Below are 24,191 nucleotides of genomic sequence, written 5' to 3'. Positions count from 1 at the left end.
CCCCAGTCGAACCCGCTCAACCGAGGGGTTCCGAGAAGGAAGGAACGGCCATGGCAAGCAGGGCTCTGTGCGTGGGGATCAACGAGTTCGAGTCGCTGCCGCAGACGAGCTGGCTCAACGGCTGCGTCAACGACGCGAACGACATCGCCAAGGCGCTGCGGCCCCTCGGCTTCACCGCGCGCGCGACGACGGTGCTCACCGATGCCGGCGCGACGAAGAAGGCCGTCATGGCGGCGCTGACGACGCTCGTCGACACCGCGAAGGCCGGTGACCACCTCATCTTCACCTTCTCCAGCCACGGCACGCAGGTGCCCAACGAGCCCGGTGGCGACGACGAGCCGGACGGTCTCGACGAGGCCTTCGCGTGCCACGACATCCGCCAGAAGGGCGACCAGTGGGACCGCGACACCGTCATCGTCGACGACGAGCTGCGCGACCTCTTCACCCGCGTGCCCGCCGGCGTCCTGCTAGAGGTGCTGCTCGACACGTGCCACAGCGGCACCGGCCTCAAGGACCTCGACGAGATCCTCCAGGCCCAGCTGCTCGGCCGCAAGCCGCGCTACCTGCCGCCGCCGACTCCCAGAGGGCTCGAGCAGACAAGGTCCATCCGTGCCGTCACGCCGGTGCGCACCGTCGACCGCAAGGCGCTCGTGGAGCTGACGAAGAGCCGCGCCACGGCCTCGAAGCCCGTCCTCTTCGCGGCGTGCAAGCCCAACCAGACGGCGTCCGACGCGACGTTCGACGGCCGCTCCAACGGGGCCTTCACCTACCTCTTCCTCAAGGCCATGAAGGCGAGCCCGACGGCGACCCGCACCGAGCTGCTCCGCACCGTGACGGCCGGGCTCAAGGACGGCGACTTCAGCCAGCGCTCGACGCTCGAGGGCCCGGTCAAGGCCAAGAAGGTCGCCTTCGGCCAGCTCTGGTAGCTGGTGGCTCCGACGAACTCCGGTGACCGAGGACACAGGTGTCGACACTCACACGCGGGCGCGCTGACCGCGTGCCCGGGGCGACGGCATACTCGGTCGCAGTTGTCCGAGAGCCCAGACGCAAGGTGGCGATCCGAGCATGTCCCGACTGCAGCAGACCGACGGCCTCACCGAGGAGCAGACCGAGCTGATCAAGCTCGTCCGTGAGTTCGTCGACGAGCAGATCATCCCCGTCGCCATGGAGCTCGAGCACCAGGACGAGTACCCCCAGGCGATCGTCGACGGAATGAAGGAGATGGGGATCTTCGGGTTGATGATCCCCGAGGAGTACGGCGGCCTGGGCGAGTCCCTGCTGACCTACGCCCTCTGCGTCGAGGAGATCGCGCGCGGCTGGATGAGTGTCAGCGGCATCATCAACACCCACTTCATCGTCGCGTACATGGTGCTCCAGCACGGGACCGAGGAGCAGAAGCAGCACTACCTGCCGAAGATGGCGACGGGCGAGATCCGGGGTGCGTTCTCGATGAGCGAGCCGGGCTGCGGTTCGGACGTGGCCGCCATCAAGACCAAGGCCGTCAAGGGCGACGACGGCGAGTGGTCGATCACCGGACAGAAGATGTGGCTGACCAACGGCGGCTCCGCCAACCTCGTCGCCGTCCTCGTCAAGACCGACACGGGCGCCGACTCCGTCTACAAGAACATGACGACCTTCCTCGTCGACAAGGAGTCGGGCTTCGGCGAGACCGCCCAGGGCGTCACGGTGCCCGGCAAGATCGACAAGATGGGCTACAAGGGCGTCGACACGACCGAGCTCATCTTCGACGGGCACCGCACGACCGACGCCCAGATCCTCGGCGGCGAGCCGGGCAAGGGCTTCTACCAGATGATGGACGGCGTCGAGGTCGGCCGTGTCAACGTCGCTGCGCGCGGATGTGGTGTCGCGAGAAGGGCTTTCGAGCTCGGCATCTCCTACGCCCAGCAGCGCGAGACCTTCGGCAAGAAGATCGTCGACCACCAGGCCGTGCTCTTCCGCCTCGCCGACATGGCCGTCAAGGTCGAGGCCGCGCACGAGATGATGGTCAAGGCCGCCCGCAAGAAGGACTCCGGCCAGCGCAACGACCTCGAGGCCGGCATGGCGAAGTACCTTGCGTCCGAGTACTGCTCGCAGGTCGTCGAGGACAGCTTCCGCATCCACGGCGGCTACGGCTACTCCAAGGAGTACGAGATCGAGCGCCTCTACCGCGAGGCGCCGATGCTGCTCATCGGCGAGGGCACGGCCGACATCCAGCGGATGATCATCGGCCGCCGCCTCGTCGAGGACTACAAGCTCAAGGCCTGAGGGCCCCTCTCCACCGCGGCGGGGATGCGAGGATGGACGCATGAGCCTGCAACCGAAGGGTCCGGGGGGACGCCAGGGATTCGCGACACTCTCCCTGGAGTACCCCATGTCGCTGGGTGTGTTCGAGCAGTACGTCGACGCGCAGAAGGCCGTCGACACGCTGTCCGACAACCAGTTCCCGGTCGAGAACTGCCTCATCGTCGGCACCGACCTCAAGCAGATGGAGCGGGTGACCGCACGCCTCACGTGGGGACGTGTGGCTCTCGGCGGTCTGCTCTCCGGCGTGTGGCTCGGGCTCTTCGTGGGCCTGATCCTCTCGCTCTTCTCCCGCCCCTCGAACCCGTTGACCCTGCTGCTCTACACCGCCCTCTACGGCGCCGTGTTCGGCCTCATCTGGTCGGTCGTCGGCTACGCCTTCACCCGCGGTGCACGCGACTTCTCGTCGGTCAGCCAGGTCGTCGCGACCCGCTACGAGGTCTTCTGCGAGCACAAGTTCGCCCAGCAGGGTCGCCAGATCCTCGCCGACGCGGGCATCGACGTCGGCGGCCGGGAGGGCATCGGCATCGCCCCGGTCACTCCGACCTCGCCGCCGACGCAGCCGTCGAGCCCGGACCATCCGGGTCCGCCGCCTCCCGCCGGCTGAGGCAGCTGCAACGAATGCGCTCGCCCAGGTGTCCTTCCCGGTGACGGATCCCCGACGAAGGAGCGCCCGATGCAGTCCCGAAGGCCCCGCCCGTATGCCGTCGGCCGCGTCCTCGTGACCGGCGTCGCCGCCGCCGTGGCGCTCGTCGCGTGCGGCAGCGCCACTGCGCCCCAGCCGGGGGAGACGTCGCTCGCCGCCGGCCCGGTGCGGCCCGTCACCAGCCAGCCCGTCGAGGCAGACGGGGGTCTGCGGTGCCCCGAGTCCATCGACACCGCGGCCCTCGACAAGCCCGTGCCCGTGCCTCAGAAGCCGCAGGGCGTCGACGCCACGGGTCGGCTCCTGCCCGACCGCGACCCGACCTCGCTCGTCGTCTGCGGCTATCCGGCTGCCGACATCATGAAGCCGGTCTCGGCCCCGTTCCGCCTGGCCAAGCGCACCGTCGCGAGCGACGCGCAACGGGCGGCACTGGTGGAGGCTCTGACGTGGTCGCCGCGCGACACCGGGGCCCAGCGGGTGTGCACGCTCATGGCCGGCAACGAGACGGCATACGTCGTCGGGGCCGCCTACGGTGACGCGATCGTGTGGGTCGGCGCGCTGGCCGACGCCAACGCCTGCTCGACGTCGACGAACGGCGACTTCCGGTCGGGTCCCGGCCCGGCGGTCGTGCTCGACCAGATGTTCGGCACGCGCACCCCTCCGTCCGCCGGGGTCGCCGCGTGCAACCGGGCGTCGTGGGGACGCCTCGGCGACGACCGGAGCCTGGCCCCGGAGGGCAACCCGACGGCGACCGTGTGCCGTGACGCGGCAGACGGCACGGTGAAGGTGGCGCAGCTGGACGCCGCGAAGTCGGCCGAGGTCGTCGCAGCGCTGCGCGCCCTGCCGACGAAGCCGACGGGGCAGACGTGCCAGCGCCCGGACGACCCGAGCAACGGGCGGTTCACGCTCCTGCTCACGTATGCCGTGGGGCCGCCCGTGCGCCTCACCATCGACCCGGACTGCGCACCGGCCGTGCTCGGCTCGAACCTCGAGTCCGCCGACGCGTCCTCGCTCGTCGAGCTCGTCGAGCAGTGGAGCCCGCGCATCCCGGGCCCCGACCTGAACGGCTCGGTGTCGTCGACGTCGCCCTGACCCACCGAACGCGGCGTTCCGTCTCGACAGCGGTGTGCTGCCGCGGAGCTCGAGACCGAAGCCGCGTTCGGTCAGGTGGGGGAGGGTCGGTCAGTCGCTCAGGCCTCGGCGCCGTCCCAGATGCGGGCGATCCACCGCTCGACCTCGTCGGAGCTGCGCGGCATCGCGGCCGAGAGGTTCTCGCAGCCGTCCTCGGTGATGAGGATGTCGTCCTCGATGCGCACGCCGTTGCCGCGGAACTCGTCGGGGACGAGCTCGTCGTCGGCCTTGAAGTAGAGGCCCGGCTCGACGGTGAGGACCATGCCCGGCTTCAGCTCGGCGTCGGAGTACTCCTCGCGGGTCGCGAGGGCGCAGTCGTGCACGTCGATGCCGAGGTGGTGGCTCGTGCCGTGCACCATCCAGCGGCGGTGGTGCTGACCGTGGTCGGCGTCGAGCGTGCCCTCGACGTCGACGCCCTCGGGGAGCAGGCCCCACTCGTGGAGGTGCTCGGCGATGACGCGGATGGCCGCTGCGTGGACGTCGCTGAACGTGTTGCCCGGCTTGCAGGCCGCGATGCCGGCCTCCTGGGCGGCGTACACGGCGTCGTAGATCTTGCGCTGCGCGTCGGTGAAGGTGCCACTGACCGGCAGGGTGCGGGTGATGTCGGCGGTGAAGAGCGAGTCGACCTCGACGCCGGCGTCGAGGAGCAGCAGGTCGCCGTCCTTGATGTCGCCGGTGTTCTTGATCCAGTGCAGCGTGTTGGCGTGGTCGCCGCTGGCGCAGATGGAGTCGTAGCCGACACCGTTGCCGTGGTGGCGGGCGTGCAGGCCGAAGACGCCCTCGACCCAGCGCTCGCCGCGGCCGCGGCGGACCGCCTCGGGCAGGTCGGCGATGACGGCGTCGAAACCCTTGTGGGTGCCGTCGACGGCGTCGCGCATCTGCTCGACCTCCCACTCGTCCTTGACGAAGCGGAGCGTCGAGAGGAACGCGGCGAGCTGCTCGTCGGCCTCGCGCTGGCGGTCGACGCGGGTCTCGGCCTCGGCGGACTCCTGCGTCTCGGCCGCGGCGGCGCGGGCCTTGTCGACGCGGGTCGCGACCTCGGCGTCGGCGTCGCGCACGACGCGGATCGTCACCTGGCCGGCGTCCTTGCCGACGGCCTCACCGAACTCGTCGATGTGGCGGGCCGTGAGGCCGAGCTCGGACTCGATGTCGGCGAGGGTGGGGCGGGCCCCGACCCAGAACTCGCCGTAGCGCGAGTCGCCGAAGAACTCCTCGGTGTCGCGGTCGGCGAGCGGGCGGAAGTAGAGGACGGCCTCGTGCCCGTCGCCGGCCTCGCCGTCGGCGGAGGCGCGCGGCTCGAGCACGAGCACGGCGTCGGGCTCGCGGTCGCTGCCGAGGCCCGTCAGGTGGGCGAAGGCGCTGTGCGGACGGAAGACGTAGTCGCAGTCGTTGCTGCGCACCTTGAGGCCGCCGGCCGGGACGACGAGGCGCTCACCGGGGAAGGCGGCGCTGACGGCGTCACGGCGACGGGCTGCGTGGTCGGCGACCTCGGCCCGGGGGGTCACCCCGGTGTCGCGCGGCGCCCACCCTGTCGCGACGAAGGCCCGGAACTCGTCGGTCGTCGGGCGCTTGCGGCTCGGAGAGGTCTTCTGCTCTTCACTCATCACCCCGCCATGGTGCCACGCGGCACGGGGACCGCCGAACCAGCTTTCACCGCGCCCGCGTACGGCCCGTCCCGCTCCCGCCGGGCACCCCGGTGGGGTACCTGCGGGTCCGGGGCGGTGGCATACGGTCTGGGGGTGGCCCGCACCGACCGACCCGCCCGGCCGACCACCGCCCACCGGAGCCTGCCCTCGCTGAGGGCGAGCACCCGGCGGGCCATGAGACCGAGCGGGCCGCCGACCGACGAGATCCCCATCTGGACGACGCCGGACGGGGTCGACTCGGTGACCGCCCAGGCCGTCATCGACCTCGCCATGCGCGCCGGCGTCGCGATGATCGCCACCGGGGCGGCCGCCGCGGACGTCACGGCGACCGTGCTCACCCTGACCAAGGCGTACGGCCTCAGTTCGGTCCACGTCGACGTCACCTACACGTCGGTCACCGTCTCCTACCACCGCGGCCCGAACGCCGACCCGATCACCGTGATGCGCATCGTGCGGTTCCGCGTGCAGGACTACACGCGGCTCGAGCGCCTCCGCGGGCTCATCGTCGACCTCTCACAGGACCCGGTGCCCGTCGACGAGGCCCGGGTGCGCTTCGACTCGGTCATCACGGCCCCACACCCCTACCGCCGCTGGCTCGTCACCGTCGCCGGCGGCGCGCTCGCAGCGGGTGCCGCCGGCCTCGTGGGCGCAGGGCCGTTCATCATCCTGCTCAGCTTCCTCACCGCGACCGTCGTCGGGCGGGTCCTCAGCTGGCTCACCGGCGCAGGCGTCGCGGCCTTCTTCGCACAGTGCGTGGGCGCCGCCATCCCGACCGCGGTGGCGACCCTCGTCGTCGCGGCCCAGTCGGCCGGGATGACCTTCGTCGGCGACGTGTCACCCTCGCTCGTCGTCGCGTCCGGCATCGTGCTGCTGCTCTCGGGACTGTCGGTCGTCGGAGCCGCCGAGGACGCCCTCGAGGGCTATTACGTCACGGCCGGCGCGCGGGCTTTCGAGGTGATCGTGCTCTCGCTCGGCATCGCGGTCGGCATCTCCGTCGTGCTCTCCCTCGGCAACCGGCTCGACTACCCGATCGCGATCAGCTCGCAGACCCTGCTCAGCGACGACGTCGTCGTGCAGGTCGTCTGCGCCGTCATCATCGCGGTCTCGTTCGCCGTCATGTCCTACGCCAGCGGCCGTGCGGTCGCCGTGGCCGGGGTCGCGGGCGGCCTCGGCTGGGCCGTCCTCGCGCTGGGGGAGCGGCTGCTGCAGCTCGGCGCTGTGAGCGCGTCGGCGACGGCCGCGCTCGTCATCGGCTTCGCGGCCCGGCTCGTCGCCCGGCACCTGACCATCTCTGCGCTCGCCGTCACGACGGCCGCGATCGTGCCGCTGCTGCCGGGCCGGATGGCCTACGAGGGCATCTCGCAGATCGTCACGAACCCTGACGGCAACGGGTTCGCGATCGGCGTGCCGACGCTCCTGCTGGCCTTCGGGCTCGGCCTCGGGCTCGCCGCGGGCGTCTCGCTCGGCACCTACTTCGCGAGCCTGCTCGTCGCCAAGAGCCAGGGCGTGCGGCCGCGTCCCGCCGCCGGCGCGACCCTCCCCGCCGACCCCGACCCCGACGCGTCCGGCAGCACCGCGCCGGTGCTCTCCGAGACGAGCGACCTCGCTGCCACGAGCGACGCCGACGCGCAGGCGTGAGCAAGCACACGGCATACGACCATGGGCGTATGCCGCCCGCTCCGGCAGGCTGGGAGCCGCTCGTCCCAGCGGGGCCGGGTGACCACCTTCGACGAGGAGCGGGCATGCAGTTCGGACGCAGCTACGAGGAGTTCGAGGTCGGTGCGGTCTACCGGCACTGGCCCGGCAAGACGGTCACGGAGTACGACGACCACCTCTTCTGCCTGCTGACGATGAACCACCACCCGCTCCACCTCGACACCCACTACGCCGCGGGGTCGACGCAGTTCGGGCAGAACGTCGTCGTCGGGAACTACGTCTACTCGCTGCTCCTCGGCATGTCGGTGCCGGACGTGTCGGGCAAGGCCATCGCCAACCTCGAGATCGAGTCGCTGCGGCACGTCGCGCCGACCTTCCACGGCGACACGATCTACGGCGAGACGACGGTCCTCGACAAGTGGGAGTCGACCTCGAAGGACGACCGCGGCGTCGTCCACGTCGAGACGATCGGCTACAAGCAGGACGGCACCGTCGTGTGCATCTTCCGGCGCAAGGTCATGGTGCCCAAGGAGAACTACCTCGAGGCCCGCGGCGGCGAGCAGCCCGGCCGACCGGTCCCCGTGCCCGACAAGAACTGGCCGGGCCGCGACGCCACCTCCGAGGCGGCTCCGCAGCCCTGACCCACGGCGCGACCAGCCCTCTCCCGCAACACACCGAGTAGGTCACAACTCACCGCGATCCGATCCCGGTGGGTTGTGACCTACTCGGTGTGTTGTGGCCGTCCACAGCCGGCGCGCCGACGACCCCTCTGTCCACAGGTGCCGTCGCGACTACGAGAACCTGGCCGTATGCCCCAGAGCCTGCTCCCATGGACACACGACTCGAGGCTCTGGCCGGCCGCCAAGGCGGGATGTTCGCCGCCCACGAGGCCCTGGCCGCAGGGGTCACCAATGCCTGCCTGCACCGGGCACTCCGTGCGCGCGAGCTGGTTCGGGTGCGGCGAGGCGCCTACGTCCAGGCGACCGTCTGGCAGCACGCGTCGCCCGACGAGCGCTACCGGCTCGGGTGTCTCGCGGTAGCGAGGTCCAGACCGGGTGACGCGTTGAGCCACCACGCGGCCCTCGCCGTGCTCGGGCTGCCGCTCTGGGGACACGACGCAGCACGAATCGACCTGGTGACCGACACGGTCCAGGGCGTGCGCCGCGGGGCGGTGTGGCTCCATCCGGACGACGGCGTCGTCCTAGCTCCGGTCGCGGACACTCCGAGTGTCTCGCCTGCGCGGGCACTCGTTCGGACGGCCCTGACGATGGGCCAGGACTGTGCCGTCGTGGCGGGGGATGCGGCTCTGCGTCGAGGTCTGGTCACCGAGGCGGATCTGGTCACCGAGGTGGCGCTCATCTCCCCGCACCAAGGGCGCCGGCGGGCCCTGGAGGCCGTGTTGCTCATGGACGGCAGGAGCGAGTCCGTGGGCGAGTCCCGAACTCGTCTGGCGCTGCGTCGCCTCGGTTTCACCCCCGAGAGCCAAGTGGTCCTGCGTGACTCCGGTGGCCATTTCATCGCGCGTGTCGACCTGGTCGTGGACGGAGTTGTCCTCGAGTTCGACGGGCAGGTGAAGTACGCGCGCCAGCGTGACGCCGAGGACGGCTCGGCCGGGCCGGAGGAGGTCGTCTGGCTCGAGAAGCGACGTGAGGACGCGATCCGGCGGCTGGGCCACCCCGTCGAGCGCGTCATCTGGAGCGAGCTGGCCCGCCCGGGGCTCATCGGTGCCCGGGTGCGCTCCGCCAGTGCGCTCGTCGCCCCCTAGCCCCACGCCCGGCCTGACCCTGCTGACTGGTGCAACACACCGTGCAAGTCACCACCCACCGTGATCCGATCCCGGTGGGTTGTGACCTGCACGGTGTGTTGCGGGGAGGGGCGGCGGGGGTGGGCACGGCAGGGTGGGCACGGCGCGCCCCTACGCTTGGGGGCGTGACTCCGACCGGGACCGACAGTGCAGGGCACCCACGACCGGTCATCGACCTGCATGCCCACTCGGCGGTCAGCGACGGCACGGAGACGCCGACCGAGCTCGTCGCCGCTGCAGCCACGGCCGGCGTCGACGTCCTCGCCATCACCGACCACGACACGGTCGGCGGCTGGGCCGAGGCCGCCGACGCAGCGCGTGTCCACGGTGTGACGCTCGTGCGCGGCATCGAGATCTCGTGCGCCTGGCGCCACTCCTCGATCCACCTGCTCGGCTACCTCCCCGACGCCGACGACCGGCCGCTCCGGGACGAGCTCGCCCGCGCCCGCGACTCCCGCTCGACGCGTCTCGAGCGGATGGTCGCGCTCATGGCGGCGGACGGCATACCCCTGGGCTACGACGAGGTGCTCGCGCAGGTCGGCCCCGGTGCCACCCCGGGACGCCCCCACATCGCCGACGCCCTCATCGCCAACGGCACGATCCGCCACCGCGACGAGGCGTTCCGCTCGTGGCTCGGCGACGACTCGCCCTACTACGTCGGCCACTACGCGCCCGACCCGGTACGGGCGGTCGAGCTCGTGCGCGCAGCGGGCGGGGTGCCGGTCATCGCGCACCCTTTCACGCGGACCCGGTCGGGCGACCTCGACGACGCCCTCGTCGCGCGGATGCGCGAGGCCGGGCTCGTGGGGCTCGAGGCGCACCACCGCGACCACGGTCCCGAGGAGGTCGCCCGGGCGACGGCGCTCGCCGACCGGCTCGGGCTGCTCCTCACGGGCTCGAGCGACTACCACGGCGAGGGCAAGCGCAACCGTCTCGCCGAGAACACGACGTCCCTCGAGGTGCTCGACGCGATCGAGGCGGCCTCGAGCGGGGCCACGGAGGTCGTCAGGCCGTGAGCGTCCTCGACACGACCGTCTTCCTCAGCACCTTCATCACCCTGGTCGTCATCCTCGACCCACCCGGCGCGGTGCCGGTCTTCCTCGCCCTGACCGGGTCACTGACGAAGGTGCAGCGCCACGTCGCGGCGCGGCGTGCCTCGCTCGTCGCCGTCTTCGTCATCGGGATGTTCGCGCTCTTCGGCAAGAGGATCCTCGACTACCTCCACATCTCGATCGCCGCGCTCCAGGGGGCCGGCGGCCTGCTCCTGCTCCTCGTCGCGCTCGAGCTGCTGACCGGCAAGGAGTCCGACTCGCTCGCCGACGCCGGCGTCAACGTGGCCCTCGTGCCGCTCGGGACGCCGCTCCTCGCGGGTCCGGGCGCCATCGTCGCGACGATGCTCGCGGTGCAGGGCTCGGACACGACCGGGGCGTACGTCGCCGTCGGCTCCGCCCTCGTCGGGGCGATGCTCGTCGTCTACCTCGTGCTCCGCTTCGCCGGGCAGGTGCGCCGACTGCTGCGTGAGAGCGGCACGATGCTGCTCACCCGCATCGCCGGGCTGCTGCTGTCGGCGATCGCCGTGCAGATGGTCGCCGACTCGGTGCGGGCGTTCGTCAACGGCGAGGGCTGACGGCCGAAGCGCCGGGCCGCTCAACCGTCGACGCGCTCGACGAGCACGGCCGTGCCGAGGCCGGCGGCACCGCTGACGGCCGCGACGCCCCAGCGCCCGCCACGGCGCTCGAGCGCCTCGACGCACTGGCCGACGAGGATCGCGCCCGTCGCCCCGAAGGCGTGACCCATCGCCATGGTGCCGCCGTCCGGGTTCATCCGGTCCGGCCCAGCGTCGAGGTCGCGGCGGAAGCGGAGGCACAGCGCCGAGAAGGCCTCGGCGAACTCGAAGACGTCGATGTCGCTGGGAGACAGGCCGGCCCTCGCGAGCACCTGCTCGACGGCCGACTGCCCGGCGGTGAGCATGACGACGGGGTCCACCGCCGTCGACGCGGCCGAGACGATCCGCGCCCGCGGCGCGAGGCCCGAGGCCCGGGCGGCTCGCGCCGAACCGACGAGCAGCAGCGCTGCGGCGTCCGCGACGGCGGGGGAGGTGCCCACCGTGTGCAGGTGCTCGATCCGGTCGAGGGGGCGTATGCCGTGCGCCGCCGCGAGCGCGATGTCGTCCTGGCCGTCCGACCCCAGCTCCGCGAAGGCAGGCGGCAGCGCCGCGAGCGACTCGGCGGTCGTGCCGGGCCGGACGAGCTCGTCGTGGTCGAGGCCGGGGCCGCGGTCGTCGGCCGGTACCGGGACGAGCGACCGGGCGAAGGCACCCATCACGCGTGCCCGGGTCGCCTTGGCCTGCGTCTCGAGGGCATACGCGTCGAGCTGCTCGCGGGTGAAGCCCTCGAGCGTCGCGTTGAGGTCTGCAGCGATGCCCATGTGGACCGAGCCGAGACGGCGCACGAGGGTGGGGTCGGCATACAGCGCGCCGCGGTCGGCGAACATCGGCACGCGCGACACGCTCTCGACGCCCCCGGCAACGGCGAGCGAGAGGTCGCCGGCGCGGACCCGGGCCGCAGTCTGGCCGACGGCGTCGATGCCGGACGCGCAGAAGCGGTTGAGCGTGACACCCGGCACGGAGGTGCCCCAGCCGGCGACGAGGGTGGCCGTGCGGGCGAGGTCGGCGCCCTGCTCGTCGACCTGGGTCGCGCAGCCCAGCGTCACGTCGTCGACGCGCTCCGGGTCGATCCCGGTGCGTTCGACGAGGGCCCGTTGGAGGTGCACGACGAGGTCGACGGCGGTGAGGCCGTGCAGCGCACCCCGCGCGGACGCGCGCCCGCGCGGGGTGCGGACGACATCGAGGACGTACGCGTCGTCGCCGTCGTCCATTCGTCCTCCGTTCGGTCCTGCCGGAGCTCACGAGACCTGCCGCTCCTGGTCGTCCGGCCCGGACCCGGAACGGCCGCGTCGCACCCGGCGAGTCACTCTGCTAGTTGTAGTACCGTGCCCGGAGAAGGGCAAGGCTGGGCACCGACGGCGGCGTCGGGAGCGGAGGCGGACATGACGGGCGGCAGCTCGAGCACCTCCCCGACGGGGGTCTGGGTGCTCGGTGGCTCGCAGACGGACTTCGCGCGCCACCTGACCCGCGAGGGGCGAGACGTCTCCGACCTCGTGGGCGAGATCGTCGACCGCACCTTCGAGGCGAGCCGCTCCGGCGCGGCCGAGGTCGAGGTCATCCACGTCGGCAACGCCTTCGGCCAGCTCTTCACCGGTCAGGGCCACCTCGGGGCCATGCCCGCGACGGTCCGGCCCGACCTGTGGGGTGTTCCGGCCGCCCGGCACGAGGCCGCGTGCGCGTCGGGCGGGGTGGCGCTGCTCGCCGCCATGGCCGACCTCCGGGCAGGGCACTACGACTGTGCCCTCGTGCTCGGCGTCGAGCTCGAGAAGACCGTGCCCGGCGACGAGGCGGCCACGCACCTCGGCGCGGCCGCCTGGGTGGGGCACGACGGTGAGGGCGCTCGCTTCATGTGGCCCCACGTCTTCAGCGCCATCGCCGACGAGTACGACCGGCGGCACGGCCTCGACGAGGCCCACCTGCGCGCCATCGCGGCGCTCAACCTCGCGAACGCCCGACGCAACCCCCACGCCCAGACCCGCGGCTGGGACGTCCCGGACCTCACCGGCCCCGACGCCACCGACGACACGCGAAACCCCGTCGTCGAGGGCCGGATCCGCCGCTACGACTGCAGCCAGGTCACCGACGGCGCCGCCGGGGTGGTCCTCGTCTCCGACGCGTGGCTGCGCGACCACCCGGGGCGACGACCGGTCGCGCGCATCGAGGGATGGGGCCACCGCACCGTCGGCCTCGGGCTCCGGCAGAAGCTCGACCGTGACCGCGACGAGCTCTACGTCCTGCCGCACGTGCGCCGGGCTGTGACCGACGCGTTCGACCGGGCCCACGTCATCCTCGAGGACCTCGACGGCTTCGAGGTGCACGACTGCTTCACCCCGACCGAGTACCTCGCCATCGACCACATCGGGCTCACCGGTCCGGGGGAGTCGTGGAAGGCCGTCGAGGACGGCTCGATCGCCCTGGGTGGTCGCCTGCCCATCAACCCGAGCGGTGGGCTCATCGGCGGCGGCCACCCGGTGGGGGCCAGCGGCATCCGCATGCTCGTCGACGCGGCCAAGCAGGTCAGCGGGACTGCCGGCGACTACCAGGTCGAGGGTGCCCGCACCTTCGGCACGCTCAACTTCGGTGGCAGCACCGCCACCACCGTCAGCCTCGTCGTCGGCGCCGTCGCCGACTGAACGCGAACTCCCCGAACCACGGAAACCACTGAGAGCCAAGGAGACCCGGATGGATGTCGACATCGTCGGTCGGATGCTGTCGACCCTGCCCGCGGACGACGACCATCCCTACCGCACGGGCCCGTGGCAGCCGCAGACGACCGAGTGGAGGGCGGACGACCTCGACGTCGTCGAGGGTGAGGTGCCCAACGACCTCGACGGGGTCTACCTCCGCAACACGGAGAACCCCGTCCACCCCTCGCTCAAGCACTACCACCCGTTCGACGGCGACGGGATGGTCCACGTCGTCGGCTTCCGTGACGGAAAAGCCTTCTACCGCAACCGGTTCGTGCGCACTGACGGCTTCCTCGCCGAGCAGGAGGCAGGACAGTCGCTGTGGGCCGGTCTGGCCGAACCGCCCTACCTCTCGCTCCGTGAGGACGGCTGGGGCGCCCGCCGCCAGATGAAGGACGCGTCGTCGACCGACGTCATCGTCCACCGCGGCACGGCCCTCACGAGCTTCTACCAGTGCGGCGACCTCTACCGCGTCGACCCGACGTCGGCCGAGACCCTCGGCAAGGCGACGTGGAACGGCCGCTTTCCCTTCGACTGGGGCGTCTCAGCGCACCCGAAGGTGGACGACCGCACCGGCGAGCTCCTCTTCTTCAACTACAGCAAGGAGGCGCCGTACATGCACTACGGCGTCGTCGACGAGGCGGACGACCTCGTCCACTACGTCGACGTCCCGCTGCCCGGGCCGCGGCTGCCGCACGACATGGCCTTCACCGAGAACTACGTCGTGCTCAACGACTTCCCGCTCTTCTGGGAGCCGGAGGCCCTCGCCAAGGGCGCACACGTCGCGCGCTTCCACCGTGACATGCCGAGCCGCTTCGCCGTCATCCCGCGGCGCGGGAAGACGAGCGACATCCGGTGGTTCGAGGCCGACCCGACGTACGTCCTGCACTTCGTCAACGCGTACGAGGACGGCGACGAGATCGTCCTAGACGGCTTCTTCCAGGGCGACCCCGAGCCGCAGGACAACGGCATGGGCAACCGGTGGGAGCGGGCCTTCCGCTTCCTCGCCCTCGACCGCATGCAGGCACGCCTGCACCGCTGGCGGCTCAACCTCCGCACCGGCCTCGTCACCGAGTCGCCGCTCTCCGACAGCATCACCGAGTTCGGCATGATGAACGGCTCGTACGCCGGTGGGAAGTACCGGTATGCCTACGCCGCGACCGGCAAGCCCGCCTGGTTCCTCTTCGACGGCCTCGTCAAGCACGACCTCCACTCGGGCACGGAGGAGCGATACTCCTTCGGGGACAACGTCTTCGGCAGCGAGACCGCGATGGCGCCGCGCGTCGGGAGCGCCGGCGAGGACGACGGCTACCTCGTGACCCTGACGACCGACATGAACGACGACGCCTCCTACTGCGTCGTGTTCGACGCCGCCCGGGTCTCCGACGGGCCGGTCTGCAAGCTCCGGCTGCCCGAGCGGATCTCGAGTGGCACCCACTCGACCTGGGCCCCGGGTGCCGAGCTGCGACGGTGGAGCACGGCTGACACGGCAGCGGATGCGATCGGTCTCTGAGCCGGTGGTCGACGACGTCGACCCCGGCACGGTGCCCAACCGGCTCGATCCCGGGTCGACGAACGCCATCGGACGCATGCTCGGGCTGCTCGGCGACGAGTGGACCCTCCTCATCCTCCAGCGGGCGCTGCGCGGCACGACCCGCTACGGCCAGTTCCTCGACGAGGTCGCCATCTCCAACGCGGTCCTCACCTCCCGCCTCGCGACGATGGAGCGCGAGGGCCTGCTGCGCCGTGTCGTCTACCAGGAGCGCCCCGTCCGGGCCGAGTACGTCCTCACCCAGCGCGGCCGTGGGCTGTGGCCGGTCACCATCGCGATCTGGGACTGGGAGCGGCGATGGGTGCCGCGGCACGCCGCGACGCTCCCGGCGATGCGCCACGCGCTCTGCGGCCAGAACTTCGCACCGGTCCTGACGTGCACCGGCTGCCGCGAGGTCGTGCGCTCCGGCGACGTCCACGCCGAGTGGGGGCCGAGCGGCTCGTGGGAGCGGTCCGTCCCGGAGTCGACGACGCGGCGGCGCTCAGACCCCCGCGTGGACCGGTCCTCCGCGGGACTCTTTCCCGAGACGATGGCGATCTTCGGCAACCGGTGGTCCTCCGCCCTCATCGGCGCCTCCCTCCGGGGGCTGACGCGCTTCGGTGACTTCGAGGAGGCCCTCGGCGCGCCGCCGAGCCTCGTCGCCGAGCGGCTCCGCGCCTTCTGCGACATCGGCGTGCTCGAGGCCAGGGGGCGCCGGACGGGCGGTGCCGACGGCCGCGCCGAGTACCACCTCACCGACAAGGGCCACGCCTTCTACCCGGTCGTCGCCGTGGCCATCGACTGGGCGCACCACTGGTATGCCGCCGAGGAGGGTCCCGCGCTCGTGCAGCAGCACGTGCCGTGCGGGGCTCCGCTCGCCGTCGCGCTCGCCTGTGACCAGTGCTCGGCCGACCTCCACGGCAGCGACATCGAGGTCGTGCCACGCGCGCACCGCCGGTCCGACCGCTAGAGGCGGGCAGCCACTCCCGAGACGAAAGACCCGCAGCAGCAACGCAGCTCAGGCACACGTACACGTACAGCTCGCAGTGACCACCTCACGCCGAACCACGAAGGAGCGCCGAGCCATGGCGAACGCACGGGGACTGCACGCGCCGGAGAAGGTCGCCGACTACCGGGCCAGGGGCTGGTGGGGCGAGGACACCCTCGACGGGCTCTTCGCCGAGCGGGTGCGCGCCCGCGGGGACGCCCTCGCCGTCGTCGACCCCGCCAACCGCGAGGCGCTGCTCGGCTCGGCGCCGCGACGGCTGACGTGGCGCGAGCTCGACGACGAGGTCACGGCCCTCGCCGCGCGGCTGATGTCGCTCGGGCTCGTCCGAGGTGACGTGGTCGCGGTCCAGCTCGCCAACTCGGTCGAGCTCGTCGAGGTCTACCTCGCCGCCTGGCGCCTCGGCGTCGTCGTGTCGCCGTTGCCCGTGCAGCTGCGCGAGCGTGAGGTGGCCGCCATGTGCGCGAGGGCCGGCGTGACGGCATACCTCGGCAGTGCCCGGTTCGGTGACCGGGCCCTGGCCGTGGACGCGGCGACTGCGCTCGGTGGAGTGGAATCGGTGCGGGCCGTCATCGCCTACGGCCCCGAGGAGGAGACGGCCGACGTGCCCATCGGCGTCCGCGTCTGGCACCCGGGCCCGGGCACGGACGCTGATCGCGAGGCGGTCGAGGCACGCGCCGCCGCCGACCCCAACGAGGCCAACGACGCCGTGACGATCTGCTGGACGTCGGGCACCGAGAGCGCGCCCAAGGGCGTCCCGCGCTGTCACATGGACTGGCTCGCCATCGGGGTCGCGACCACCGAGGCGCCGCAGGTGACGGTCGACGACGTGCTGCTCAACCCCTTCCCGATGATCAACATGGCCGGCATCAGCGGGATGTTCCTGCCGTGGCTGCTCACGGGCTGCGTCCTCGTGCAGCACCACCCCTTCGACCTGCCGACGTTCCTCGGTCAGGTCGCCGTCGAGCGCGCCACCTACACGTGCGCGCCTCCCGCGCTGCTGTGGATGCTGCTCGGCAACGAGGCGCTGATGGCGACCGTCGACGTCAGCAGCCTGACCCGCATCGGCTCCGGCTCGGCGCCGCTGCAGCCCGCGATGGTGCGCGGCTGGCAGGAGCGGCACGGCATCAGCGTCATCAACTTCTTCGGGTCCAACGAGGGGATCGGCCTGCTGTCGAGTCCTGTCGACTTCCCCGACCCCGACGACCGCGCGCAGTTCTTCCCGCGGTTCGGCGCGCCGGGGGTCACGTGGTCGACCCGGGCCGGGGAGTGGACCGACACCCGGCTCGTCGACATCGTCACGGGCGAGGACGTCACCGAGCCCGGCCACCCGGGTGAGCTGCACATCAGCGGGCCGAGCGTCTTCGCCGGATACCTCCACGGCGAGGAGCTGCAGAGCCCCTTCGACGACCGCGGCTACCTGCGCACCGGGGACCTCTTCGAGATCGCGGGGGACCACGGACAGTTCCTCCGCTACCTCGACCGGGCCCGCGACCAGGTGATCCGCGGCGGCATGAACATCGCCCCGGCCGAGCTCGAGGGACTCATCGCCGACCACCCGGCCGTCGCCGACGTCGCCGTCATCGGCGACCCGGACGAGCGGCTCGGCGAGCGTGTCGCGGCCGTCGTCGTGCTGCGCCCGGGCACGAGCCTGACGCTCGACGAGCTCGTCGGGTGGCTGCGTGAGCGGAGCATCGCCTCGTTCAAGCTGCCCGAGCGGCTCGAGGTGCGCGACGAGCTCCCCCGCAACCCCGTCGGCAAGGTGCTCAAGCGGCTCCTGCGGCAACCTGACGCGCCCGCGGTCCGCGACCTCCCCGACGGTGGCGGAGCCGGGACGCCGGGGGCGAGCGGGTGACGCCGCAGGAGCTGCTCGCGGCGCTGCGGCTCCCCGTCGTGGCGGCGCCGATGTTCCTCGTCTCGGGGCCCGAGCTCGTCGTCGCGGCGGCCCGGGCGGGCATCCTCGGCGCTTTCCCGACGCAGAACTGCCGCACGCCCGAGCAGCTCGACGAGTGGCTCGGAGCGATCGCCTCGGGCTCGGGTCAGGCACCGTGGTCGGTCAACCTCGTCACGCACCGGAGCAACACGCGCCTGGCCGACGACCTCGCCCTCGTCGCGGCGCACCGACCGCCCGTCGTCATCACCGCGCTCGGCTCGCCGCGTCCGGTCATCGACACGGTCAAGGCGTACGGCGGGCTCGTCGTGGCCGACGTCATCGACCTCGTCCTCGCCCGCAAGGCGATCGCGGCGGGCGTCGACGGCCTCGCCTGCATCAGCGCCGGGGCCGGGGGACACACCGGGCACCTGTCGCCCTTCGCCTTCGTCTCCGCCGTGCGCGACCTCTTCGACGGTCTCGTCACCGTGGGCGGGGGCATCGCGGACGGTGCCGGCGTCGCCGGCGCCGTGGCCGCGGGTGCCGACCTCGTCTACATGGGCACCCGCTTCCTCGCGACGACGGAGAGCCGGGCCGCCGACGACTACAAGCAGATGGTCGTCGCGCACGGCCCCGACGACCTCGTCGTCAGCGACGGCATCACGGGAGCCGATGCGTCCTGGCTGCGGCCGAGCCTGCGGGCTCACGGGCTCGACCCCGACCACCTCGTGCACGACGGGGTCCGCAGCTACGACGCGGCCGAGTCACCGGCGAAGAAGTGGTCGCAGCTGTGGGCCGCCGGGCAGGGGCTCCAGAGCATCCGGTCGGTGCTCCCGGTCGCCGACGTCGTCGACGAGCTCGAGCGCGAGTTCCGGGCCGCCGCGGCACGCCTCGACCGCGTCGCCTCCCGCCGCCACTGACCGGGGCTGGGGATGTCGTCGGGTGGATGTCGCGGGCGGGTCGTAGGGTGTCGGCGTGACGACGGGACCGGCTGAGCAGACGACCTTTGCGGGCATGCCCACGCCGCTCTACTCCGGCTCGCCGTCGCGGCTGCTCGCGTGGCTCGACTGCCCGAGGCGCTACCGCATGCAGTACCTCGACCGACCCCGCCCACAGGCCCGTCCGCAGCGCGCCCACACCTCGGTCGGCATCGCGACCCACAACGCGCTCCGCGACTTCTGGGACCTCCCGGTGGGCCAGCGGACGCCGGCCGGCGTCGCCGAGCTCGTCCGCTCGTCGTGGATCGACGTGGGCTTCCGTGACCCCCAGCAGTCCGCCGGATGGCGGCTGCGGGTCCGCGACGCCGTCACCGAGTACCTCCGCTCCAGCGACCGCGACAACCAGCCCGTCGGCATCGAGCGCAGCGTCTCGCTCAAGACCGACGAGGTCGCCATCACCGGCCGCATCGACCGGCTCGACGACCGCGCGGGCGAGCTCGTCGTCGTCGACTACAAGACGGGCCGCCAGGTCCCCACCGACGACGACGCGCGCACCTCGCTGCCCCTCGCGTTGTATGCCGTCGCAGCCTCCCGGATGTTCCGCCGGCCGTGCCACCGGGTCGAGCTGCACCACGTGCCCTCCGGCACGATCGCCGCGCACGAGCACACCGACGAGTCCCTCGCGCGCAAGATCGCCGAGGCCGAGTCGATCGCCTCCGACCTGCGCCGGGCCGACGCCGAGTTCAAGGAGCTCGGCGTCGAGTCGACGAGGTTCGCGCCCCGCACCTCCGCGATCTGCTCGTGGTGCGACTTCCGCGCGCACTGCCCCGAGGGCCAGCAGATGGGCCCCGAGAAGTCCGACTGGGCCGGCCTCGAGCCCGCCGGCTACGAGACGACCCCACCGGAGCGCGACGATGCCTGAGCCCACCGCTGAGCCCACCACCCGGTCCGCACCCGAGCGCGACCTGCGGCCGGCGTTCCTCGCGGCCACCGACCACGTCATCGCCATCCTGTCCCGGGACGACGTCGCCGCCGCCTGGCACCAGGCGAGCGCGCTGCCCGAGTGGAGCGTCGGCGGCCTCGTGGCCCACCTCGCGAGCCAGCCCGTCACGGCCCTGACCCTGCTGCGCGCCGATCCCGTGACCGACGCCATCGCGCTCGACGAGCACTACGCGCGGTCGGCATGGGTGTCAGGCGGCCTCGACGACGACGTCAACGTCTCCATCCGGTCCGGGAGCGACGAGCAGGCCGACGCCGGCCGCGACGCCGTCCTCGGGCGGGTCGTCGCAGCGCGGGCCGAGCTCCCCGACGTGCTCGCCGGCCAGGAGGCCGACCGAGCCGTCCTCATCCCGTGGACGGGCTGGGCGCTGCGCCGCGACGACTTCCTCACCGGCCGGATGATGGAAATCGTCGTCCACGGTGAGGACGTCGCCGCGAGCGTCGGCTTCACCGCCCCGACGCTGTCCGACGAGGTGCTCGCGCCCGTCATGGCCCTGCTGACCCGACTGGCCGCGCGCCGGCACGGGCAGGGCGCCCTGGTGTCCGCTCTGTCACGCGCCGAGCGCGCCCCGCGAACGATCTCGGCCTTCTGACCTCGTCGCAGGCCGGAGACCCGACCCGGCAATGTCGGCGTCAGTGCCACCGACCCCCGTAGGTGGTTACTGTCGTGCCATGCCAGACCTGTCGTCGATCCGCAGGGCCTATGCACGTGGAGGGCTGCCGGGGGTCCTGAGGGCCACCCGGGCCTGGACGTTGCGACTGGTGCGGTCACGCACCGCCTCGCCCGGGCCGCCGGCACGTCCTGCACCCTCGGCGTCGGTCCCGCCGGCAGAGGTGAAACCTGGTGCAGCGGGCGCCGTCACGGCACAGACCGTCGACCTGGACGGGGCCAACGCGTTCTTCGAGAAGCGACGCGCAGCCTATGAGACCCTGGCCGACGCCGTGGCGCCGTACCTACCGACCGACGGCGTCCTCTTCGACGTCGGAGCCAATGTCGGCTTCTTCACGAAGGTGCTGGTCGAGCGAACCGGCTTCTCGGGTCGCGCTCACCTGTTCGAGCCCGTGCCCAACCTGGCCGAGCTCTGTGCCCGGACGGCGGACGAGCTGCCCTGCGATGCGACGGTCCACCGCATCGGCCTGAGCGACGCCGACTCGCACCTGGAGATCTTCGTCTCGAGCGACGGCAACCTCGGCTGGAACACCATGGTCGAGAAGAAGGCACACGGCAAGGCGATGATCCCCGTCGACATCGAGGTCGCCCGGTTCGACGGTCTCGCGATCACGGACGTGCCCGACCTCGTCAAGATCGACGTCGAAGGTGCGGAGTACCGCGTGCTCGCAGGGATGTTGCCGTCCATCGCGCTGTGGTCACCACTGCCGGTCATCCTCTGCGAGGTCGGTTGGGGTGCCGGGCACCCGGAGTGGCCCCAGGAGCTTGCAGCCTTCGACGCGCTGAAAGCGCTCGGCTACGGGACCACGCTGGTGAACGGCGACGAGGTGGACGTCCGCGACCTGCGGAGCACGACGGACGTCTTGTTCATCCCGGGCCCCCGCGCCTGACACACTGTCGGGCATGGGGACCCGCAGCCGCAGCAGCGACGTGAAGAGGGCACCGACCGTCGTGGCCCTGGCCAACCAGAAGGGCGGCGTCGCCAAGACGACGTCGGTCGCGAGCATCGGCGCCGCGCTCGCCGAGCTCGGGCAGCGCGTCCTCCTCGTCGACCTCGACCCGCAGGCCTGCCTCACCTTCTCGCTGGGCGTCGACCCCGACACCGTCGAGCGGTCGATCCACGACGTCCTCACCGGCTCCGCCGAGCTCGGTGACGTCGTCGTCACGTGCGAGGAGGGCATCGACCTCGTGCCATCGGCGATCGATCTCGCGGGCGCCGAGGCCATGCTGCTGCCGCGACCCGGTCGCGAGTACGTCCTGCGCTCGGCCCTCGAAGGCGCCGACACGGCATACGACGTCGTGCTGCTCGACTGCTCGCCGAGCCTCGGGGTGCTGACGCTCAACGCGCTGACGGCCGCCGATGCCCTCATCATCCCGATGCCCTGCGAGATGCTCAGCCACCGCGGCGTCGGACAGCTGCTCGACACCGTCGCCGACGTGCAGAAGATCCTCAACCGCGACCTGGAGGTGTGGGGCATCCTGCCGACCCTCTTCGACGGTCGCAGCAACCACGCGCGCGAGGTGCTCGCCGACGTGGGGGAGCGCTACGACCTGCCCGTCCTCGAGCCACCGATCCCCAAGACCGTGCGCTTCGCGGAGGCACCCGCCGTCGGCCGCTCGATCCTCACGACGGCCCGCACGTCGAAGGGCGCGCAGGCCTACCGCGAGGTCGCCGCCTCGCTGCTCGCGAGGCTGTGAGCAAGGTCCCAGACGTTCGACCGGACCCGCCGACGGGGAATGAACCGTGGTGAGGGCGCGCTGCACCTGAGAGCGTCGCCACCCACCACGAAGGAGAATCCCCTTGATTTCCACCCCCGCACTGGTCGCACCGAGCGCCGGAGCCGCCTTCGAGGCCCGGACCGTCGAGCACCGCGACCTGCGAGACGACGACGTCCTCATCGACATCAAGTTCGCCGGCATCTGCCACAGCGACATCCACCAGGTCCGCGAGGAGTGGGGCAGCGCGATCTTCCCCATGGTCCCCGGCCACGAGATCGCCGGTGTCGTGTCCGCCGTCGGTGACGGTGTCACGAAGTACCAGGTCGGCGACCGCGTCGGTGTCGGCTGCATGGTCGACTCGTGCGGCGAGTGCGAGTTCTGCAAGGACGGCGAGGAGCAGTTCTGCTCCAAGGGCGCGGTCATGACCTACAACGGCAAGGGCTACGACGGCGAGCCGACCAAGGGTGGCTACGCCCAGCAGGTCGTCGTCTCCGAGCGCTTCGCCGTCGGCATCCCCGACGGCATCGAGCTCGACGTCGCCGCCCCGCTGCTCTGCGCCGGGATCACCGTGTGGTCCCCGCTGAAGCGCTGGGGCGCCGGCCCCGGCAAGAAGGTCGCCGTCATCGGACTCGGCGGCCTGGGCCACATGGCCGTCAAGCTCGCCGCCGCCATGGGCGCCGAGGTCAGCGTGCTCAGCCGCACCGACGCCAAGAAGGGCGACGGCGAGGCGCTCGGCGCGACGCACTACTTCGCGACCGGCGACGAGGGTGTCCTCAAGGGCCTCAAGGGGACCTTCGACATCATCATCAACACGGTGAGCGCCGACCTGCCGATGCAGACCTACATCGGCCTGCTGCGCCCGCTCGGTGTCATCGCCAACGTCGGGCTGCCCACGGGCAACTACGACTTCGCGCCCGGTGCCGTCGTCGGAGGCAGCCGCGTCGTGGCCGGCTCGAACATCGGCGGAATCCCAGCGACCGCCGAGATGCTGGCCTTCTGCGCCGAGCACGGCATCGGCGCGTCGGTCGAGACGATCTCGGCCGACGAGGTCGACGCGGCCTACGACCGCGTGGTGGCCGGCGACGTGCGCTACCGCTTCGTCATCGACACCGCGACGATCAACGCCTGATCCAACCGTCGCCCCACCGAGGGCGTAGGCCGTACGGCCGGGTCCCACGAGGGCCCGGCCGTCCGCGTTCCCGGAGTCACCTGCCCCTTCGAGGCGTGGGTGGCGACGTCAGTCGGCTGCGGCTGATGGTGTGGCCGTCGGGTCGAGGGCGGGGAGGCCGTCGATGGAGGTGGCGTTCTTCGTCGCACGGTAGGTCGCCAGGCCCTCGTCACCCCGGTTGCCCGCCCACCGGGTCAGTAGGTCCCGGTCGCTCTCGTGGCTCATGAACGGCACGGCATAGCCGCACGAGTCTGAGACGCGTTCGACGTCGATAACGACGACTCCCCGGGCACCGGGGTGTTCGGCGAAGAGTCCACGGTACGAGTCGAACTCGCTGTGACCGAGCGCCACGTAGCGACCGGTCCCGTGCAGCCGCACGATGTTCGGCGGCCCCTCGAACGCGCAGAACATGACGGTGATGCGACCGTTCTCGCGCAGGTGGGCCACGGTCTCGGAGCCGCTGCCCGTAAGGTCGAGGTAGGCGACCTCGTGCTCGCCGAGCACCGCGAAGGTGCCGTCGAGGCCCTTGGGGGAGAGGTTGACGTGTCCGTCGGAGGCGAGCGGCGCCGTCGCGACGAAGAAGAGGTGCTGCGCCTCGATGAAGGCGCGCAGGCGCTCGTCGATCCGATCGTGCAGCTTCATGGGTGGCCCTCCTCGGTGCCGGCGTCTCGCCCCAGCGTAGGAGCCCGTCACGACGCCGACCCGGGCTGACCGCAGCGTGGACCCGACCGGGTGTGCGGGCGGCCACATGGGTGT

General features: G+C 71.8%; 22 protein-coding genes. 19 read left to right on the top strand and 3 right to left on the bottom strand.

Features of this window, described 5'->3' with window-relative positions; all coding sequences use genetic code 11:
* The first annotated feature begins 50 nt into the window (after positions 1-50).
* The 4 genes from ASH01_RS02240 to ASH01_RS02225 all read left to right on the top strand — a co-directional run bounded on the left by ASH01_RS02240 (position 51) and on the right by ASH01_RS02225 (position 4,036).
* Positions 51-926: a caspase family protein gene (locus ASH01_RS02240; protein WP_056770829.1), complete on the top strand. Its 876-nt coding sequence runs from the start codon at positions 51-53 to the stop codon at positions 924-926.
* A gap of 139 nt (positions 927-1,065) precedes the next feature.
* Positions 1,066-2,265 (top strand): acyl-CoA dehydrogenase family protein, encoded by a 1,200-nt coding sequence (locus ASH01_RS02235; RefSeq protein ID WP_056770827.1) that lies wholly within the window; start codon positions 1,066-1,068, stop codon positions 2,263-2,265.
* A gap of 40 nt (positions 2,266-2,305) precedes the next feature.
* On the top strand, positions 2,306-2,908 hold the full coding sequence (locus ASH01_RS02230) for a general stress protein (RefSeq protein WP_056770824.1): 603 nt from the start codon (positions 2,306-2,308) through the stop codon (positions 2,906-2,908).
* 69 nt (positions 2,909-2,977) lie between these two features.
* Complete coding sequence (locus ASH01_RS02225; RefSeq protein WP_056770821.1) at positions 2,978-4,036, top strand: hypothetical protein; 1,059 nt, start codon at positions 2,978-2,980, stop codon at positions 4,034-4,036.
* 98 nt (positions 4,037-4,134) lie between these two features.
* Here the strand turns inward: ASH01_RS02225 and ASH01_RS02220 are convergent, their stop codons facing one another.
* Positions 4,135-5,679 carry an aminopeptidase P family protein gene (locus ASH01_RS02220; protein WP_056772569.1) on the bottom strand — a complete coding sequence of 515 codons (1,545 nt, stop codon included), beginning with the start codon at positions 5,677-5,679 and terminating at the stop codon, positions 4,135-4,137.
* 135 nt (positions 5,680-5,814) lie between these two features.
* Here ASH01_RS02220 and ASH01_RS02210 point away from each other — a divergent pair, with 135 nt between their 5' ends.
* The 5 genes from ASH01_RS02210 (at position 5,815) to ASH01_RS02190 (ending at position 10,808) form a co-directional block, all read left to right on the top strand.
* Positions 5,815-7,359: a threonine/serine ThrE exporter family protein gene (locus ASH01_RS02210; RefSeq protein WP_235509505.1), complete on the top strand. Its 1,545-nt coding sequence runs from the start codon at positions 5,815-5,817 to the stop codon at positions 7,357-7,359.
* Between the two features lie 29 nt (positions 7,360-7,388).
* Positions 7,389-8,018, top strand: coding sequence for a MaoC family dehydratase (locus tag ASH01_RS02205; RefSeq protein WP_327191906.1), 630 nt, complete (start codon positions 7,389-7,391; stop codon positions 8,016-8,018).
* A gap of 188 nt (positions 8,019-8,206) precedes the next feature.
* Positions 8,207-9,142 carry a type IV toxin-antitoxin system AbiEi family antitoxin domain-containing protein gene (locus tag ASH01_RS02200; RefSeq protein WP_056770811.1) on the top strand — a complete coding sequence of 312 codons (936 nt, stop codon included), beginning with the start codon at positions 8,207-8,209 and terminating at the stop codon, positions 9,140-9,142.
* 164 nt (positions 9,143-9,306) lie between these two features.
* Positions 9,307-10,197, top strand: a complete 891-nt coding sequence (locus ASH01_RS02195; protein ID WP_056770808.1) for a PHP domain-containing protein — start codon at positions 9,307-9,309, stop codon at positions 10,195-10,197.
* Positions 10,194-10,808 carry a MarC family protein gene (locus ASH01_RS02190; RefSeq protein WP_056770805.1) on the top strand — a complete coding sequence of 205 codons (615 nt, stop codon included), beginning with the start codon at positions 10,194-10,196 and terminating at the stop codon, positions 10,806-10,808. Before ASH01_RS02195 ends, ASH01_RS02190 begins: the two co-directional genes overlap by 4 nt.
* A 20-nt stretch (positions 10,809-10,828) precedes the next feature.
* Here ASH01_RS02190 and ASH01_RS02185 read toward each other — a convergent pair whose 3' ends face one another.
* Complete coding sequence (locus tag ASH01_RS02185) at positions 10,829-12,058, bottom strand: acetyl-CoA C-acyltransferase (RefSeq protein WP_056770802.1); 1,230 nt, start codon at positions 12,056-12,058, stop codon at positions 10,829-10,831.
* Between the two features lie 171 nt (positions 12,059-12,229).
* Here ASH01_RS02185 and ASH01_RS02180 point away from each other — a divergent pair, with 171 nt between their 5' ends.
* The 10 genes from ASH01_RS02180 to ASH01_RS02135 all read left to right on the top strand — a co-directional run bounded on the left by ASH01_RS02180 (position 12,230) and on the right by ASH01_RS02135 (position 23,396).
* A complete protein-coding gene (locus ASH01_RS02180; RefSeq protein WP_056770800.1) occupies positions 12,230-13,480 on the top strand; it encodes an acetyl-CoA acetyltransferase in 1,251 nt (416 codons plus the stop codon).
* Positions 13,481-13,529: 49 nt separating this feature from the next.
* Positions 13,530-15,047 carry a carotenoid oxygenase family protein gene (locus ASH01_RS02175; protein ID WP_056770797.1) on the top strand — a complete coding sequence of 506 codons (1,518 nt, stop codon included), beginning with the start codon at positions 13,530-13,532 and terminating at the stop codon, positions 15,045-15,047.
* Positions 15,031-16,035, top strand: a complete 1,005-nt coding sequence (locus tag ASH01_RS02170) for a winged helix-turn-helix transcriptional regulator (protein WP_056770794.1) — start codon at positions 15,031-15,033, stop codon at positions 16,033-16,035. Before ASH01_RS02175 ends, ASH01_RS02170 begins: the two co-directional genes overlap by 17 nt.
* 115 nt (positions 16,036-16,150) lie before the next feature.
* A complete protein-coding gene (locus ASH01_RS02165) occupies positions 16,151-17,926 on the top strand; it encodes a class I adenylate-forming enzyme family protein (protein WP_056770791.1) in 1,776 nt (591 codons plus the stop codon).
* Complete coding sequence (locus tag ASH01_RS02160; RefSeq protein ID WP_056770789.1) at positions 17,923-18,861, top strand: NAD(P)H-dependent flavin oxidoreductase; 939 nt, start codon at positions 17,923-17,925, stop codon at positions 18,859-18,861. The genes ASH01_RS02165 and ASH01_RS02160 overlap by 4 nt, the downstream gene beginning before the upstream one ends.
* Positions 18,862-18,916: 55 nt before the next feature.
* Positions 18,917-19,801, top strand: coding sequence for a RecB family exonuclease (locus tag ASH01_RS02155; protein WP_235508477.1), 885 nt, complete (start codon positions 18,917-18,919; stop codon positions 19,799-19,801).
* Positions 19,794-20,471, top strand: a complete 678-nt coding sequence (locus ASH01_RS02150) for a maleylpyruvate isomerase N-terminal domain-containing protein (RefSeq protein WP_056770782.1) — start codon at positions 19,794-19,796, stop codon at positions 20,469-20,471. The genes ASH01_RS02155 and ASH01_RS02150 overlap by 8 nt, the downstream gene beginning before the upstream one ends.
* 241 nt (positions 20,472-20,712) lie before the next feature.
* A complete protein-coding gene (locus ASH01_RS02145; RefSeq protein WP_056770780.1) occupies positions 20,713-21,438 on the top strand; it encodes an FkbM family methyltransferase in 726 nt (241 codons plus the stop codon).
* 13 nt (positions 21,439-21,451) lie between these two features.
* On the top strand, positions 21,452-22,246 hold the full coding sequence (locus ASH01_RS02140; RefSeq protein WP_056770777.1) for a ParA family protein: 795 nt from the start codon (positions 21,452-21,454) through the stop codon (positions 22,244-22,246).
* 103 nt (positions 22,247-22,349) lie between these two features.
* Positions 22,350-23,396 carry an NAD(P)-dependent alcohol dehydrogenase gene (locus tag ASH01_RS02135; RefSeq protein WP_056770774.1) on the top strand — a complete coding sequence of 349 codons (1,047 nt, stop codon included), beginning with the start codon at positions 22,350-22,352 and terminating at the stop codon, positions 23,394-23,396.
* A 108-nt stretch (positions 23,397-23,504) separates the two neighbouring features.
* On the opposite strand, the gene ASH01_RS02130 is transcribed toward ASH01_RS02135, so the two are convergent.
* Positions 23,505-24,077: a pyridoxamine 5'-phosphate oxidase family protein gene (locus ASH01_RS02130; RefSeq protein ID WP_056770772.1), complete on the bottom strand. Its 573-nt coding sequence runs from the start codon at positions 24,075-24,077 to the stop codon at positions 23,505-23,507.
* Positions 24,078-24,191: the final 114 nt, after the last annotated feature.

It is taken from the genome of Terrabacter sp. Soil811 (assembly GCF_001429655.1).
Classification (GTDB): domain Bacteria; phylum Actinomycetota; class Actinomycetes; order Actinomycetales; family Dermatophilaceae; genus Terrabacter.
This window is presented reverse-complemented; position numbering and strand designations above follow the sequence as displayed.